We start from the raw sequence: 14,701 nt of genomic DNA on the forward strand, positions 1-14,701 counted from the left end.
GGCCTCTCGTTTTAAAAATGGTTATGCGAATGTAATTTTAAATGGTGTGGAAGGCTATATTGATTCACAATTTAATTTTTATGAGGGCAAACGCTGATGTATTTAGGCCAAGGGGTAGTTGTGATGACTACCCCTTTTAATTAATATTGAAAGAAAAAAACTTGTACTTTGTAAATTTATGTGATAATATAAAGATATTAAAAGCACGATTAATAAATTTTGTATAAGATTACGAGTAAAAATTTGCTGATAACTTCGGCTATCGTGGCGAATACCACGACCCCGAGTCGAGTTATATCTACCTCCGCATGCGATACTTAGACCCCAAAACAGGAAGCTTCACCACAGAAGATCCTATCCGCGACGGTCTGAACTGGTTTAGCTATTGTAATGGCAATCCCGTTAAGTTTACCGATCCGTGGGGAACTCTTCGCGAAGGTTATGCGGATGATAACGGCGTTTATCATACAGATCCTGATGCTGAAGAATTTGGCGAAGATTCCATTACGTGCCGTTTCCTATTCAAGTGATCCTAATTTTATTAATGGATTAGGTTATTTTGGGCAAGTTGAATCGGTTTCTGATGTTGCTCAATATCAGAACACTCCTTTTCTGAACAATGAATTAGACTCTCCTTTCTATACAGATATGAAGTTCACCAATTTGGAATGGGGTGAAGAACCGACTGTTGCTGAGGAATTTGGTCTTAACAATGTAGATTGGTCTATGTATTTAGGTATGACTGGATCAATACAAATTACTGGATTTACAAAGCATGGGTTAGCACAAGTAATAGGCATAGATGGAGTGGCTAGCGTTAAAGATGCTGCTGTAATTGAAGCAGTTAAAACGCCTATCGAAGTTATATATCAAGAAGCCAATGATACGATTAAATATATAGGCGAAAATGCTGTTGTAGTTCTAAATAAGGCAGGTAAGGTTGTAACCGCATGGGCAAAAAACATATTTGGAACAAGATAAAGGATAATATATGATTTCGTTAAAAACTGATTCAATTAATTTATTATACGATTGTTACATAAAACAAAGATCAAATTTACTTTGGGTATTAGAATGCAAAGATTTAATTAATATTGACCATAATTTAGGAAATCAATTGCGTGATGCCGTTGGAGATGAATTACTTATTTATGGTTTTAACGGAGATGAGCCTAATCAATATGGTATTTTACTTGAAAGTCTTATTGATGAAATTGGTAGATTGTTTATCTATAATTAAAATTAGGAGTGCTACCCCGAATATTTAGAACAATCCAAAGGAAGTGTGGGGAAACCCAATAATGCTAATTTTACATGGGAGGAGTTAATTGAACTTGGAAAAGAATTTCTCGGAAAATAATTTTGCTATTTGTTTTCAGTTTTCACTGGGCATTCGTGGGGAATTAACAACATTTGAAAAGGAATTAAGTGCATTAAAAAATATGAAACAAATTATATACGAAAAGAAACAAAAATTTCAAAATTATTTGATCCTCTTGATGCTGATTTTTTTTGTTATCAAAAATCATGCGAATATATGCGTGATTTAGATATCAAAGAAAAACATATCGGGGTATGTCCGAGAAATTTCCAGTGGAATTTGATGAATTTTTAAATGATATTTTAATACACAAAACATTATTAAATAAGATAGGAAAACAAGCAGATTGTTCTATCAGGGTAGCCTTGCAGGCAGATGAATCACAAATATATTTTGAAATTACCCCAAAACAAATGTCTTTACTTGCTGAAATAGGGTTAAGATGCGAGTTTTCAATTATATCTTTGGGGATGGTTGCTGATATTTAAAAAACTGTTCTCAACGTGGAATAAAAACTAAATAATTTATAAAGGGCAGGCTTATGTCTGCCCTTTAAATCATTTTGAATTTAAATGAAATAACCTCTTGAATTTTGTAAACTGGTAACCAGTTAGGCTGCAATGTTTTTTTAAGTCATATCATCTCCGAGTGCATCAATAACATTTTCTTTTTTTATCTTGCGAATGGCATAAAGCATAGTAATAAACATCACAAAAAATACGCTGAATATACTAATTCCAATGCTAGCCCACGGAAATTGAAAACCAATATCTGCTCTCCCGCTTGTCAAGCCTTTATAAGCGGTGTGCGGAGCTGGTGGGCAATGTCGGCAAGCGAATCGGCCAGGTGTTCTTTTTCATTCTTTAGCGCATCGTTTTGTTCACGAATTCGCAGGGTCATTTTCTATTTTTTGCCGCAGACGTTTGATATAAACAGTTAAAGTGTTATCGTTCACAAATTCTCCGGCTGCGTTCCATAGTTCATCAAGCAGTCGTCCACGGGTAATAATACTTTTAGAATTGTTAACGAACACCAACAACAGGCGATATTCCAAGGCGGATAGATAAATTTCCACACCGTCTTTTTTTACAATGCCACTCGCTGTATCGACAGTAACCACACTGGCTTCATCGCCGGAGGCAGTGAGAAAAATTACGGGTATATCCTGCACTTCTTTAATTTCGGTGCAGACCGAAAAGCCGTTTCCATCCAGCAGAGAAACGTCAATCGGCGCCAGGTCGAACAAGTTGTCCGATAGAAGGGCGAGGGCGACGCGCCGGCGCGCGGGTAACAGCAAACCCTTCCGAATGAAGCAAAAGCACAAGATTTTAAGCAATTGCCTGATCGTCTTCAACCAAAAAAATACGTTTCATTTTTCATTTCACTCTCCTTAGCACTTCGAAACAAACCACCTTTATTATAGTTCTTTTAACAGAAATACACAACCCAAAATACAACTTTTTTATGCTCAGCAAATAAATACCTGCCAAAACGGTTACACTATTTTCTGAGGTGAATGAGCATGAATGATAAAAACAAAAAATGCGGTGCGGAAAAAACCGCTACCAATAACCAGTGGACTTCAACGGCACAGGACCGTCCGACTGACAAATCGGAACGCAGGGATGGCCCGGGCGGAGAGGATGCAGATTAACTCTGCCCTCTTTACATATTTCTTGTAATGCTAACTATAGGCAAGTTTTATGTTGCCAATTTTATGTTAGCATTTATTTATAAGGAAGTGATGTGTATGAAAGAAAAATATTATAAGATTATTGGTGAAAATATTGCGTATTACAGAAAGAAAAAACATTTAACGCAAATCGGTCTTTCTATGAACGCAAATGTGTCCAGAGCCTACATAAGTCATCTTGAGGCAAAAAACATGAATCGGGTGCCTTCTTTAGACATGCTGTTTCACCTGTGCGAAATTTTAGACATTGAGCCATATCAGTTGTTTATTGAGCCAAAGGAACAAATAAAAAAATAGCTGTTAAAACAGCTATTTTTTTACATTCTGCTATTCTTTAGAACTTTCAGAATTTTTAAAATTTTCAACGCACACCAAGGAATGTAACATTCTATGGTCTTTAATTTCAAGAACTTTAATGTGCAGGCCATCGCTGTCAAGTTCAAATTTGCTTCCATCTTCCGGAATAGATCCAAATTTGGAGAAAACATATCCCCCAAAAGTTTCAAATTCGTTATCTGGATTTAAAATCACACCAAGATTTTTTTCAACTTCTTCAATTTCGGCATTTCCTGTTATGTTCCAGGTTTTTGAATCAAGCCGCTCAATGTCCATTCTTTCCCGCGGTAAAATTTCCTCGTCAAAATCCCCCACCAGCCTTTGAATTAAATCATTCAAAGTAATAATGCCTGTCATGCCGCCATATTCGTCAATTACAACCGCAAAGTAATGGCCGCTCGCTTTCATGTTTTTAAACAGCGTATCCGCTTTCAATGTTTCAGGTACGAAATAAGGAACCGTGACGGCCGAATTCATTACGTTTTCACGACTTTTGTTTTTCAGCCTGAAATAGTTTTTTGTGTTTAAAATGCCGATGACGTTATCAACCGTTTCGTCGCACACAGGAAACATGGAATGAGGACTTTCAAAAATCGTTTTTTCCCACTGTTCGTCTGTTTCCTCCAGCCAAAGCAAGGTTACCTCTGTGCGGTGCGTTGCAATCTCGTCGGCAGAAAGGTCGTCAAATTCAAATACGTTTTGAATAAGCTCCTTTTCTTCCACGTCAATGGCGCCTTTTTCACTTCCAGCATCCACCATCATTCTAATTTCTTCTTCGGTAACTTCTTCATCATCACTGTTCGGATCAATTCCCAAAAGCCTTAAAATTGCATTGGTAGACAGCGTTAAAAACCAGACCAACGGCGCAAATATTTTAGAAATTGCCGAAACCAGGGTCGAGATTTTAAGAGCCAGGGCTTCCGCGTTTTTCATGGCAACCCGCTTTGGAACCAGCTCGCCGAAAACCAACGTAAAATAAGATAAGATTAACGTAATTAAGACAACAGAAATGGTGTCCAGAGTTTTTTCTGAAACAGGCACGCCAAGGCTCATCAATCCGCTTACCAGCAAATCGGAAAAATTGTCCGCCGCAAAGGCGCTTCCTAAAAAGCCGGAAAGCGTAATTGCCACCTGAATAGTGGCCAAAAATCTGGCCGGCTGAGAAGTGAGCCTAGCTAAGCGCATAGCCCTTTTATTCCCCGCTTCTGCAAGCTTTTGCAGTTTTGTATCATTCATGGATATAACAGCAATTTCTGCACTGGCAAAAACAGCGTTCAGCGCAATTAATAAAACCTGCAGCAGTAATTGCCAAAGTAATGTATTACCCAATTTATTTCCTCCATTTTATTTTCAGTCATTATTTTTATACACAAAAAGGCACAACCCTACGTCAATAGCTGCTAAAGCCGTAGGTTATGCCTTACAAACCGAATATAAAGCTTTATAAAAAAAGAATTTGCAGTTTTATCATCTTCATCGCAACTATCCATGTTATCAAACATCACCTCCTCACTTATTTTAGAAACAGTATATCACAAACTGTATAAAATGTAAATATTTTAATGTTAAGTATTTGTTAAAAAATTTATTTCAACCGCGTTGTTTTGTTTACTTCTTAAATTAATCTCTAAAATATAAGTCTCTTGTATATACCTTATCCAAAACATCTTCAATATCAGGGTGGTATCTGTTAGCAAGAATAACATCTGACATTTTCTTAAATTCAGCTAAATCTTGAATTACCCTTGAATGAAAGAAAAATTCCTCATGTAATGCAGGTTCATAAACAACGACTTCTATTCCTTTTGCTTTTACTCGTTTCATAACGCCCTGAATAGATGACTGCCTAAAATTATCAGAATTTGATTTCATTGTTAACCTGTAAACGCCAACAACTTGTGGATTTTTTAAAATAATTCTATCAGCAATAAAGTCTTTTCGGGTTGTATTTGCAGCAACAATGGCTCCGATAATATTGTTTGGAACATTATCATAGTTGGCCAACAATTGTTTGGTATCTTTTGGAAGACAATATCCCCCATAGCCAAAGGATGGATTATTATAAAAATTACCAATTCGCGGGTCTAATCCTACCCCCTCAATAATTGCTTTTGTGTCAAGATTTCTCACTTCTGCATATGTATCCAGTTCATTAAAAAAGGCTACTCTGAGAGCAAGGTAGGTATTCGCAAATAACTTAACCGCTTCTGCCTCACTAAATCCCATAATTCGTGTTTCAACATGTTCTTTTAGAGAGCCATTCTTTAGAAGTTCAGCAAATGTATGCGCGGCTTTAACACAATTTTTATCATTATTATCAGTCCCCACAATAATTCTGCTGGGATATAAATTGTCATACAATGCTTTGCCCTCCCTAAGGAACTCGGGACTAAACAAAATTTTATCTGTTTTATATTGCTTGCGGACATGCTCTGTATATCCGACAGGAATTGTTGATTTTATTACCATGAAAGCGTTTGGATTAAATTTTAAAACAAGCTCAATTACCGCCTCAACTGCAGAGGTATCAAAGTGGTTTTGTTGAGGGTCATAGTTTGTAGGTGCTGCAATAACTACAAAATCTGCATTTTTATACGCTTCTTCTGCATTATCAGTTGCAGTTAACGATAAACTTTTTGATGATAAATATTCCTGAATTTCATTATCAGCAATGGGAGATTTTTTGTTGTTTATCATGTCAACCTTTTCTTTAATAATATCAATTGCGGCAACTTCATTGTGCTGGGCTAACAAAACTGCAATAGATAATCCTACGTAACCTGTTCCAGCAACAGTTATTTTCAATGAAAACACTCCTTAAATATTATAAAATAATTTATACCATTTAACCAAATCTGTTAACTCGTCATAATAAAACAGCTTCTCATAGAACAAACTGATTATAATCCAAAATCTTTAATTAATTTCAGTCTTTTAATTTCCTTCCGTGAAGCATGATTTTTACTAAAAAACACTTTCCATACGCCTACAGTTGCTCTCATCAAAAAGCAAAACGGATATAATAATGGATATCGATTTAAAATCGGATACTTTTCTTTCATCGTTTTATTGCTCACTACTACATTTCTCCTCATACCCCCTGAATTTTTTGTAAAATGATAAATTCTATAAAATCCTTTTTTGTGCTTGCTAATATATTTTGTTTTACCATACTCATGATAAAGCATGCTATCATTGTTTCCAGCAGAGACTAAAAAATCCTCTGCCAAATTAAGAATAAGACTATTATATTCCTTTGGTACCTCATAAACAAAATCAGCTTCGTTAAAGTGAAAATATTTTATCCCAAATCCAATACAAATTAATAAAAACTTATGATAGTGTAACTTGTGTAAAATATAATTCAGTTTTTCATAATTAATTTCATTTTTATATGCTTTTAAATAAAGTAAATTATCCATAAGTTGACGTACTGTTACCAAACCGGATATATAATGTTTAATAAAATGGAGAAAATTAAAAATCAAACCCTCTGTAATATTTAGCGTGCTGCATTGAATATTTTCAAAATCAAATTGTATTTTTTGATTCGAAAAACATCCCAAATCAGAAAACCAAAGTTCTGCAATGACTTTATCAAAATATTCTGTATGTAATTCAATTCGGCCATATACTTCGCTGATGCATTTTATATGGTGAGAACCGAAAGCTCGTTCTAAAATTTCAAATCCATTTTCCGCAAGAATTTTGCAGCTTTTTTTTTCATCTTGACTATCAATATATATATCAATATCTGACGAAATTCTTGAAAACGGTTCTGCGTAAAGCTTTGCTAATGTCTGCCCCTTTAAAATGCAACATGATATTCCATTATTTTCAAGTTTTTTAATTACTTCCGCCAATTTTACTGTTCGTAACAAATTATGATAAACTTCTAATGCTACAGCACTGTCTGAAATTTTAAGATTATCATTTTCCCATTTTTGTGCACCAATCACAATTACCGGCCAAACCCGATTGTCCACTGCATATTTTTTTATGAGAGGAATGTCATAACTTCTATTTATATCTGGCGCAATATTTTGGGCAGCACAGGAAAATAAATAAAGCATATTTTCGAACTCATTCGTCACACGAAACATCCTTTCAATTATCCATCATTTTCATTTCGATATTTTATAATTTTTGCCGGAACACCTGCAACGATAGCAAAATCAGGCACGTCTTTTGTAACAACCGCACCAGTCCCTATTATAACACCATTTCCAATAGAAATTCCCGGCAGAATCGAAACTCTGCCTCCTATCCATACGTCATTGCCAATGATGACGGTTTTTGATTCTTGATATCCCTGTTGAATCATTGGAATATCTGTTCTAGTAAAGTTATGATTTTTTGAATAAATAACGCAATCTGGTCCCATCATAACATCAGTACCTATTATGCACTTTCCACCAATGCAACATCTTTGTCCTAAACCCGAATTATCGCCAATTTCTACTTTTCGTGAAAATGTCGCATTATTTTCCACGTTTACATTTTTTCCGCATTTTGCAATAAAGTTTCTAACACAAAAATATCGAATTTTTTTAAAATATTTTCCTAAAAATAATACCTTTGAAGAGGGGAGGTGTTTTGCAAATAAAATATATATAGCATAAAAAAACAAACTTTTTAACTTCACAAGAATACTCCTTTTTATCAGTCTTTAAAGGATTTGAAATTAAATTTATACTCTTCCATAATAAGTGAAATTGCAAAATCGTTTTGATTTTGATTAATATTTTTTTGTGCCAAAGTGACATTTTGCGATCCTCTTATTACAAACAGCCACTGTGGAAAGTCGTTTGTATAAACGGCTTTGGTTCCTTTTTTAAAAGCCATTGCTTTTAACCATATATCGTCCGAATAATAGACATATTTTTTTATTTTCTCCACACAAAAAACATCATTATCAACACTATTTACAGGGAACAAGGCACCTGCACCATGTGTCGGACACAAACAGTTGGTTGGCGTGTTTAAGTATATTGCTTCTTTAACCCATTCTTTATAAGAACAAATTTTTCCGTCTGCAATTTTTATTTCATGGCCGCGATTACAACACACACAGTTTGGATATTCTTTATTTTTGTCTATCAATCTTTCTATGGCATATGAAGGATATAATAAATCATCATCAAAAGTAATAATCTTAGAATTGGGAAAAGTCCGAAAAGCATAATAATATTTTTTATGTCCTTTTAAATCGTCATCTACCAGATATATTTCTAATCCGCGCTTTCTTTGCCTTAATAAAGTTTTTGGCAAATGATTAATGCTGCTAAATTGCTCTTTTGAAAGCCATAGAATGATTTTATTTGGTTTTACAGTTTGATTCATCAGTGTTTCAATAGCATAAAAAACCGTGTGAATTCTTGCCGGAAAGGATGTTAATGAAACAATTACTTCTATCTCTCCATTATCTGTAATACCATTTTTCTTTGAAAATCTATTTTTTAAAGTGTAACGGAACCTTATGTAGATATTCGTAATAATTCCTATATATTTATAAAGTTTTATTTGTGTCTTTTTTGGCTTTCCTTTTGAAATATTAGCCAACAAGTCATACATTTTGTCCAACATTTGAAACAGCCCCTATTACACATCATTTAATTTAAGCCATAACATCTTTAGTTTTTTTTGCATTAAAGAAAAGTAAATAATAAAACCCATTCCAACACATATACAGGATCTAATATATAAGTTTTGAATATTATTACTAAACAGCATGTTTAGTATATAAACAATTACTCCAAGCAAAACATTAATAAAAAGAATTTGTCCTATTTTTTTCCAGGGAATGACATCTTTATATTTATAACCAATAACGTTTGCTGTATAATACAATTTTAACGCAATTCCGAAAAACTCGCTGATTAAGGTTGAAACTGCAGCGCCAATCATTCCAAACAATTTTAATAACAAAAAATTAAGAACAACATTTATAAGCAAAGTTATAACCGACGTTTTTAATACTAATTTTGTATTATTTGTTGCATTTAGAACAATTCCCCAAGATGTAATCTTAACCAAGGATGTAATTACATACACTTTGAAAATATTATTTCCTTCAAGATATTTTGCTGAATATAATATATTAATTACTATATCTGAAAAAACAAATAATATCATACAGGCAAAGCATAATACAACAGCTGATAATTCAATTGATACGCCCCAGGCTTCAATAGCCTCTTGTTTTTTGTTTTTTCCTATTAATGACACCATTTTAGGAAGCATCACCGTCGTAACGGCAACAGTCAGTAAATTAATTGGAAGTTCTTTTGAAACATTGGTATATACCGCCATCGCATCAGTACTGTAAAATCGTCCTATCATCAACTTATCCAACTCAATATTTAGGGTTGATACAATTGCCGCAATTCCCAAAGGAATACAATATTGTAATATTTCAATAATAAGATTTTTTTTAATTAATATATTTAATTTGCCCGACATTCTATATGCAGCATAATATAATCCAATAACAAATATTGTCTGAACGGCAATATAAATAATCATATAGGTATAAAAGTTTCCGTTATTTAATGCGAATAATACAACAGTTATTAAAAGCATAATACTATATAAGAGCCTATATAACATAAGATATGCAGTTTTATGATATGCAATAAATAAATTATCTGCAGAATTATTAAAAATGCTTATCCAAGGTAATAATAACACTGCAAATTTATATGTAAACAACATATTGTTATTGAAATACTTTACTACAAATGGGTATAACACCAACAACAGAATCGCAATTATTATGCCAAGCAACGAACCAAACGTAAAATATACAGATAAAAATTCTTGCCTGCATATTTTATCCTCCGTTCGGTTTAAAAAATAATTTATACTAGCCGGTAACCCTAAAACAAAAATAGAGGTTGCAATTGTTGCAATTAAATAAATTTGTGAATATGTTCCATATTCAGTTAATGTTCTGAATCTCGATAAAAACATAGTGATAACCATATTTATTAACATAGTTATTACTTTAGTAACGGTCAGCCAAGCAGCTTCTTCACCCACCTTCATAATATCATACCTCATTTTGCAATACATTAAGTATTCTTTTCAAGAATTTATTCCAGCTAAAATTCAAACGAGTCGATTCAGCACAATACTTACGCATTTTTTTATATTCAGCAGTACCATAAATTGTATGGGCTTTATTAAGTGCACGTACCAAAGAATTCAATGAATAATTCTCACAAACAAAACCGTTTTTTTCATTTTCAATCAGTTCGCCAACAGCTGTAAGTGTTTTACCTTCTTCTGTTTTAAAACCGATAACAGGTGTACCGGAGGCCATTGCTTCCAATATAACATTTCCAAACGATTCATAATAAGACGGTAATACAAAAAAAGATGCTTCACGATAAAACAATTCAGTATCTTTTCGAAACCCGGTAAAAAAAACATTTTTTGTTAATTGCAGCTTTTCAACCATATTTTTTACATACTCCAAGTCATCTCCTCCACCGACAATAATTAGATAACTATCTTTGTAATTGGATTTTTTAAAAGCTTCGATCAACATTCTTATGTTTTTTTCACGGACAACTCTTCCAACAAATAAAAAGATTTTTTTATTTGTTGGTATAGAAAATTCGTCACGAATTGTAGTTTTTTCAGTATTCATTGGAATAAATTTTTCTGCCACACCGGGATGTACTACTGAGACCTTTGTCGTATCACCGATAGCGTGATAAATCTGATTTTTCATATTATTACTGAAAACGACAATATGTTTCAGTTTTTTCAGTGCTTTAAGCTGAAAAAAACTTTCTTGCTTTAACTGAATATATCTGATTAATTCTAATATAAATGATTTTATATTTTCAGTTTCTTTCCTTTTTAAATTGTAATATTTTATAACACCAAGAGGTATATAAACAATTTTATTGCTATTATAATAATGACTGATTGCATAGGAAAGAAGATTATCTCTTGAAATAATAAAATCGGGTTTTTCATGTAAAATAATATTTTTTAAATCTTTAAAAGCATTTTTATATTCTAAATAAGGATGAAACAATACTGTTGCTTTTTTAAGATACCGACTGGGTTTATACCGAATAACTTTGCAAAAGTTGTTATTATCCTGTTGAACGCTATCTGTTCGTTTCTTTGCGACAACAATTGCTTCGAATCCCAGATTGTTCAACTCTTTCGCCATATAATAGATGGTGCTCTCTACACCGCCAATGACGTCAAAGCTATTTCTGTGCAATATGATAACTTTCATTTTGCCCTCCGGTTACTGATTAAGATATTTTACAATTTTTGCAGGATTACCTGCGACAATTGCAAAGTCCGGAACATTTTTTGTAACAATTGCTCCCATTGCAACAATTGCACCCTTTCCAATGTGAACACCTTTCAAAATTGTTGCGCTTTCACCAATCCATACATTATCTTCTATAACTACAGGTGCACTTCTTGAATGTTTCCACTTCCAAACATCATCATCAAAAAAATTATTGCATATGTTTATTCTTTCACTTACAGACGTTGGATGATTATTATTGTCGTAAATGGTAACATTATTTGAGATAATAACATTATTTCCAATTTTAATATGATTAACTGCTCCAATACGTGTATTATAACGTACAGTTACATTATCCCCAATTTCGATTATGCCGTTATCTTGCGTGTGATAATTTCCAAATAATACGCAATTATTCCCAAAGGAAATAGAATACTTATAATCGTAACGGCATGATACATAAAAGTCAAAAACAGTATTATCTCCTACAATACAACATTTTTTTATGTTAATTTTTTTTATCCAGCACAAAATACGATTTATATATCTTTTTTTTAAATTCATCTTTTTCCAATTTCCAATCACCGATATATACCTCCAATCACTTTATATCAACTTCTTCATGTTCTACACGAATATGATATTCTATAAAAGCAATCGCAAATCCTATTGTTCCCCATAGAGAAGTTAATTGCATCATTGAACTCGAAGAAATTGCGCCAATCGGAAATAGTAAAACTGACCATTTTAAAAAAAATGCTAAATTCCTATCGTTACAATTTTTTAAATTATTTTGAAGATATTTTAATTTCCGTATAAAATAGAACATTGATAAAAAGAAAAATATAAAAACAAATATTCCATAATCAGCAAGAAGCTCAATTAAAAAGTTATGCGCTACGGAAACATGACCAACATTATAAAAATTTTTAGAATACTCATTCATAACAACTCGGTGACACCCTGCTCCAACCCCTAGCCCAACAGTTTGCAAGCACATTAGTACACCATTTTTTGCTAAATTAATACGAACCAATCCTGAATTTCCTTCTGTTGATATTGAAGTTTGTAAATTTTTTGCATCTAAATCAACCAAAGCATCTTTAAGCCAAGTAGAAAACTGCGGTACACTGCTTAACACAATTGCTATAGCAATTATTGCAAACAAAATTCGACCCCATTTATCCTGAAACATTTTTAATACGGTAACTAGAGAAAAAATTAATATAACAATTAATATTGTTCTGGATTGACAGGCTGCAACACAAATGAACGTTGTTAATACGCTGTATATGGACATTATTTTAAAAAGAAGTCTTTTTTCATATATCATACCATAAAGTATAAAAGGAAACATTTGAAGTAAAAACATAGCAAAATCATTTGGATTTCTATAAGTAAATCCAGGCATATATTGCAATTTCAATCTACCCTCAGTGTCAATATAATCTTTTAGCAAATGCTTTCCTGTGCTTGCTTCCCAAAGTCCAATGGTTGTTGCAACTACACTTAATATTATAAAAAAATGTACCATTTTATATATTTTTTCTCTTTCGTCTATATGGTCAATCATAACACAAAAATATAAAAAAATTAACAGTATATAATAAATATATTGTATACAAAGCTTTTTGTCAGGTGCCCATATAAGTGAAAAAATGGAATACACAAACCATATAAGCATAAATTGAAGCATCTCATTTGTCTTACATATATTTTCTAATCGTAAATTTTTATGATTCCACGCAATTATAAATGCAATAGCAATGCAAAAATGATACAAGGAAGCTACGCCTACATACAACACTGATGACAATATTGTGGAAACAATTGTAATATACACAAATAAATTTTTGAAGTTAAGAGCCATTTTATTGGAATATCCTTTCAAATTGTCCTTTTGAGTTCACCAAATTTTCTCGAAGTTGAACTTTTATTGACTTTTTTTGCGAAACAATATCTTTAATCGCATCTTTGATTCCTTCAACAGAATTATGACATATATATCCGCTGTTTTCATCAATAAGTTCTCTTACAACTGGGAGATCTGTCGCTAAAACTGGCGTTCCAACTATCATAGATTCTGCAGCTACCATAGAAAAAGTTTCATGATAGGAAGAAAGCAAAAACCAATCGGCGGCTTTCATGTACGGATACGGATTTTCCTTGTATCCAAGTAAGATTACTTTGTCGTGAATGTTATAATTATGAATTAAATGCTCAATTTTAGCATATTCAATACCGTTTCCAGCTATATACCATTTAAATTTTAATCCTTCTTTCCACAACGGCAACATAGCCATTATCGTCCTCTCAATTCCTTTTTCTGCTACAAATCGACATGCCGAAAAAAAAACTACCCCTTCATCACAACCAAATGAAATTGATTCCGACAGACTTTTTTTACGAATTTCGTCTACTGGAAGATAGTTATAACAATAATCGCATTTGGATTCTAATTCAGGAAAAAGAGAAAGGAATGATGTTTTTGTTGCTTTAGATACACAAATTATTTTATCCAGCTGCGAATAAATCTTTCTATTCTGCTTGGTTCCTAAACCCGTTGCAACAAAATCACTATGTATCCAGCCCATTTTAACATCTGAATCGCATTTTTTTAAAATAAATCTAACAAATCCACTCACCATTGTTTTTTTGTTGGTTTCATGGTGATATGCTACGGCATAATCATAGTGCACTTTTAATTTTTTTTGAAACAGGAATGCAATTGATATTGGCAATGAATTTCCGAAAACTTTTGACCAAGCAGTGGATAAAATTTTAAAAATTATCTGAATTATATTTTTAGTTTCCAACACTCTTGAAAAACTCATCCCCATTGTTTTAACCAATAAGCTAGGTTTTAATATCTTGATATCAACAGGTATTTGGTTTTTACATACGTCATCGTTGTTGAAAATTAATAAATCAATCTGTATATTATTGTTTATAAGCTGCAATGCTTTTAGCATATTTACTAAAGCATGTTGTATACCACCAAGCTCAAATGATTTATTAACAATCAAAATTTTTTTTTTCATATTATGTTTAACCTTTACATCAAAAA

The 14,701-nt window shown here is 32.7% G+C and carries 16 protein-coding genes and 3 pseudogenes; 7 read left to right on the plus strand and 12 right to left on the minus strand.

The annotated features are described in order from the left end of the window. Nucleotides 1-260 precede the first annotated feature (260 nt). The 5 genes and pseudogenes from H8698_RS13455 to H8698_RS00020 form a co-directional block, all read left to right on the plus strand. Nucleotides 261-530, plus strand: a pseudogene (locus tag H8698_RS13455) (RHS repeat-associated core domain-containing protein); the annotation flags it as partial. Next, nucleotides 448-981 (plus strand): hypothetical protein, encoded by a 534-nt coding sequence (locus H8698_RS00005; protein WP_249310440.1) that lies wholly within the window; start codon nt 448-450, stop codon nt 979-981. The pseudogene H8698_RS13455 and the gene H8698_RS00005, both read left to right, overlap by 83 nt. A gap of 10 nt (nt 982-991) precedes the next feature. Beyond that, on the plus strand, nt 992-1,240 hold the full coding sequence (locus tag H8698_RS00010; RefSeq protein ID WP_249310442.1) for a hypothetical protein: 249 nt from the start codon (nt 992-994) through the stop codon (nt 1,238-1,240). A gap of 88 nt (nt 1,241-1,328) precedes the next feature. Further along, the gene (locus H8698_RS00015) at nt 1,329-1,550 is read left to right on the plus strand and encodes a hypothetical protein (protein WP_249310444.1); all 222 of its coding nucleotides are present in this window, start codon (nt 1,329-1,331) and stop codon (nt 1,548-1,550) included. A gap of 43 nt (nt 1,551-1,593) precedes the next feature. After that, nucleotides 1,594-1,809 carry a hypothetical protein gene (locus H8698_RS00020; protein ID WP_249310446.1) on the plus strand — a complete coding sequence of 72 codons (216 nt, stop codon included), beginning with the start codon at nt 1,594-1,596 and terminating at the stop codon, nt 1,807-1,809. A gap of 310 nt (nt 1,810-2,119) precedes the next feature. Here H8698_RS00020 and H8698_RS00030 read toward each other — a convergent pair. Together H8698_RS00030 and H8698_RS00035 are read right to left on the minus strand one after the other, a co-directional pair. Further along, nucleotides 2,120-2,224: pseudogene (locus tag H8698_RS00030) on the minus strand (sensor histidine kinase); the annotation flags it as partial. After that, a pseudogene (locus tag H8698_RS00035) lies at nt 2,202-2,643 on the minus strand (response regulator transcription factor). The pseudogenes H8698_RS00030 and H8698_RS00035, both read right to left, overlap by 23 nt. 200 nt (nt 2,644-2,843) lie before the next feature. Here H8698_RS00035 and H8698_RS13225 point away from each other — a divergent pair. Together H8698_RS13225 and H8698_RS00040 are read left to right on the plus strand one after the other, a co-directional pair. Beyond that, a complete protein-coding gene (locus tag H8698_RS13225; protein ID WP_283245348.1) occupies nt 2,844-2,975 on the plus strand; it encodes a hypothetical protein in 132 nt (43 codons plus the stop codon). A gap of 96 nt (nt 2,976-3,071) precedes the next feature. Beyond that, nucleotides 3,072-3,311, plus strand: a complete 240-nt coding sequence (locus tag H8698_RS00040) for a helix-turn-helix domain-containing protein (RefSeq protein ID WP_177678411.1) — start codon at nt 3,072-3,074, stop codon at nt 3,309-3,311. A 30-nt stretch (nt 3,312-3,341) separates the two neighbouring features. On the opposite strand, the gene H8698_RS00045 is transcribed toward H8698_RS00040, so the two are convergent. The 10 genes from H8698_RS00045 to H8698_RS00090 all read right to left on the minus strand — a co-directional run bounded on the left by H8698_RS00045 (nt 3,342) and on the right by H8698_RS00090 (nt 14,675). Beyond that, a complete protein-coding gene (locus H8698_RS00045) occupies nt 3,342-4,679 on the minus strand; it encodes a hemolysin family protein (RefSeq protein WP_249310448.1) in 1,338 nt (445 codons plus the stop codon). A 291-nt stretch (nt 4,680-4,970) separates the two neighbouring features. Beyond that, on the minus strand, nt 4,971-6,155 hold the full coding sequence (locus tag H8698_RS00050; protein ID WP_249310450.1) for a nucleotide sugar dehydrogenase: 1,185 nt from the start codon (nt 6,153-6,155) through the stop codon (nt 4,971-4,973). A gap of 95 nt (nt 6,156-6,250) precedes the next feature. Next, nucleotides 6,251-7,444, minus strand: coding sequence for a nucleotidyltransferase family protein (locus H8698_RS00055; protein ID WP_249310451.1), 1,194 nt, complete (start codon nt 7,442-7,444; stop codon nt 6,251-6,253). 17 nt (nt 7,445-7,461) lie between these two features. Then, nucleotides 7,462-7,995 carry a DapH/DapD/GlmU-related protein gene (locus H8698_RS00060; protein WP_249310452.1) on the minus strand — a complete coding sequence of 178 codons (534 nt, stop codon included), beginning with the start codon at nt 7,993-7,995 and terminating at the stop codon, nt 7,462-7,464. A gap of 17 nt (nt 7,996-8,012) precedes the next feature. Beyond that, nucleotides 8,013-8,936, minus strand: coding sequence for a hypothetical protein (locus H8698_RS00065; RefSeq protein WP_249310453.1), 924 nt, complete (start codon nt 8,934-8,936; stop codon nt 8,013-8,015). 15 nt (nt 8,937-8,951) lie between these two features. Next, complete coding sequence (locus H8698_RS00070) at nt 8,952-10,397, minus strand: oligosaccharide flippase family protein (RefSeq protein WP_249310454.1); 1,446 nt, start codon at nt 10,395-10,397, stop codon at nt 8,952-8,954. A 4-nt stretch (nt 10,398-10,401) separates the two neighbouring features. Continuing rightward, nucleotides 10,402-11,610: a glycosyltransferase family 4 protein gene (locus tag H8698_RS00075; protein ID WP_249310455.1), complete on the minus strand. Its 1,209-nt coding sequence runs from the start codon at nt 11,608-11,610 to the stop codon at nt 10,402-10,404. Between the two features lie 12 nt (nt 11,611-11,622). Beyond that, a complete protein-coding gene (locus H8698_RS00080) occupies nt 11,623-12,219 on the minus strand; it encodes a DapH/DapD/GlmU-related protein (protein WP_249310456.1) in 597 nt (198 codons plus the stop codon). 16 nt (nt 12,220-12,235) lie between these two features. Then, nucleotides 12,236-13,504, minus strand: coding sequence for an O-antigen ligase family protein (locus H8698_RS00085; RefSeq protein ID WP_249310457.1), 1,269 nt, complete (start codon nt 13,502-13,504; stop codon nt 12,236-12,238). A gap of 1 nt (nt 13,505) precedes the next feature. Continuing rightward, complete coding sequence (locus H8698_RS00090) at nt 13,506-14,675, minus strand: glycosyltransferase (protein WP_249310458.1); 1,170 nt, start codon at nt 14,673-14,675, stop codon at nt 13,506-13,508. Nucleotides 14,676-14,701 lie beyond the last annotated feature (26 nt).

This window comes from Congzhengia minquanensis (genome assembly GCF_014384785.1).
In the GTDB taxonomy this organism is placed as follows: domain Bacteria; phylum Bacillota; class Clostridia; order UBA1381; family UBA9506; genus Congzhengia; species Congzhengia minquanensis.

Bases quoted from the DNA above. Each gene is read 5' to 3' on its own strand.
- H8698_RS00005 (WP_249310440.1), top strand. From the start codon at position 448: ATGATAACGGCGTTTATCATACAGATCCTGATGCTGAAGAATTTGGCG.
- H8698_RS00010 (WP_249310442.1), top strand. From the start codon at position 992: ATGATTTCGTTAAAAACTGATTCAATTAATTTATTATACGATTGTTAC.
- H8698_RS13225 (WP_283245348.1), top strand. From the start codon at position 2,844: ATGAATGATAAAAACAAAAAATGCGGTGCGGAAAAAACCGCTACCAAT.
- H8698_RS00040 (WP_177678411.1), top strand. From the start codon at position 3,072: ATGAAAGAAAAATATTATAAGATTATTGGTGAAAATATTGCGTATTAC.
- H8698_RS00065 (WP_249310453.1), bottom strand. From the start codon at position 8,936: ATGTTGGACAAAATGTATGACTTGTTGGCTAATATTTCAAAAGGAAAG.
- H8698_RS00070 (WP_249310454.1), bottom strand. From the start codon at position 10,397: ATGAAGGTGGGTGAAGAAGCTGCTTGGCTGACCGTTACTAAAGTAATA.
- H8698_RS00075 (WP_249310455.1), bottom strand. From the start codon at position 11,610: ATGAAAGTTATCATATTGCACAGAAATAGCTTTGACGTCATTGGCGGT.
- H8698_RS00085 (WP_249310457.1), bottom strand. From the start codon at position 13,504: ATGGCTCTTAACTTCAAAAATTTATTTGTGTATATTACAATTGTTTCC.
- H8698_RS00090 (WP_249310458.1), bottom strand. From the start codon at position 14,675: ATGAAAAAAAAAATTTTGATTGTTAATAAATCATTTGAGCTTGGTGGT.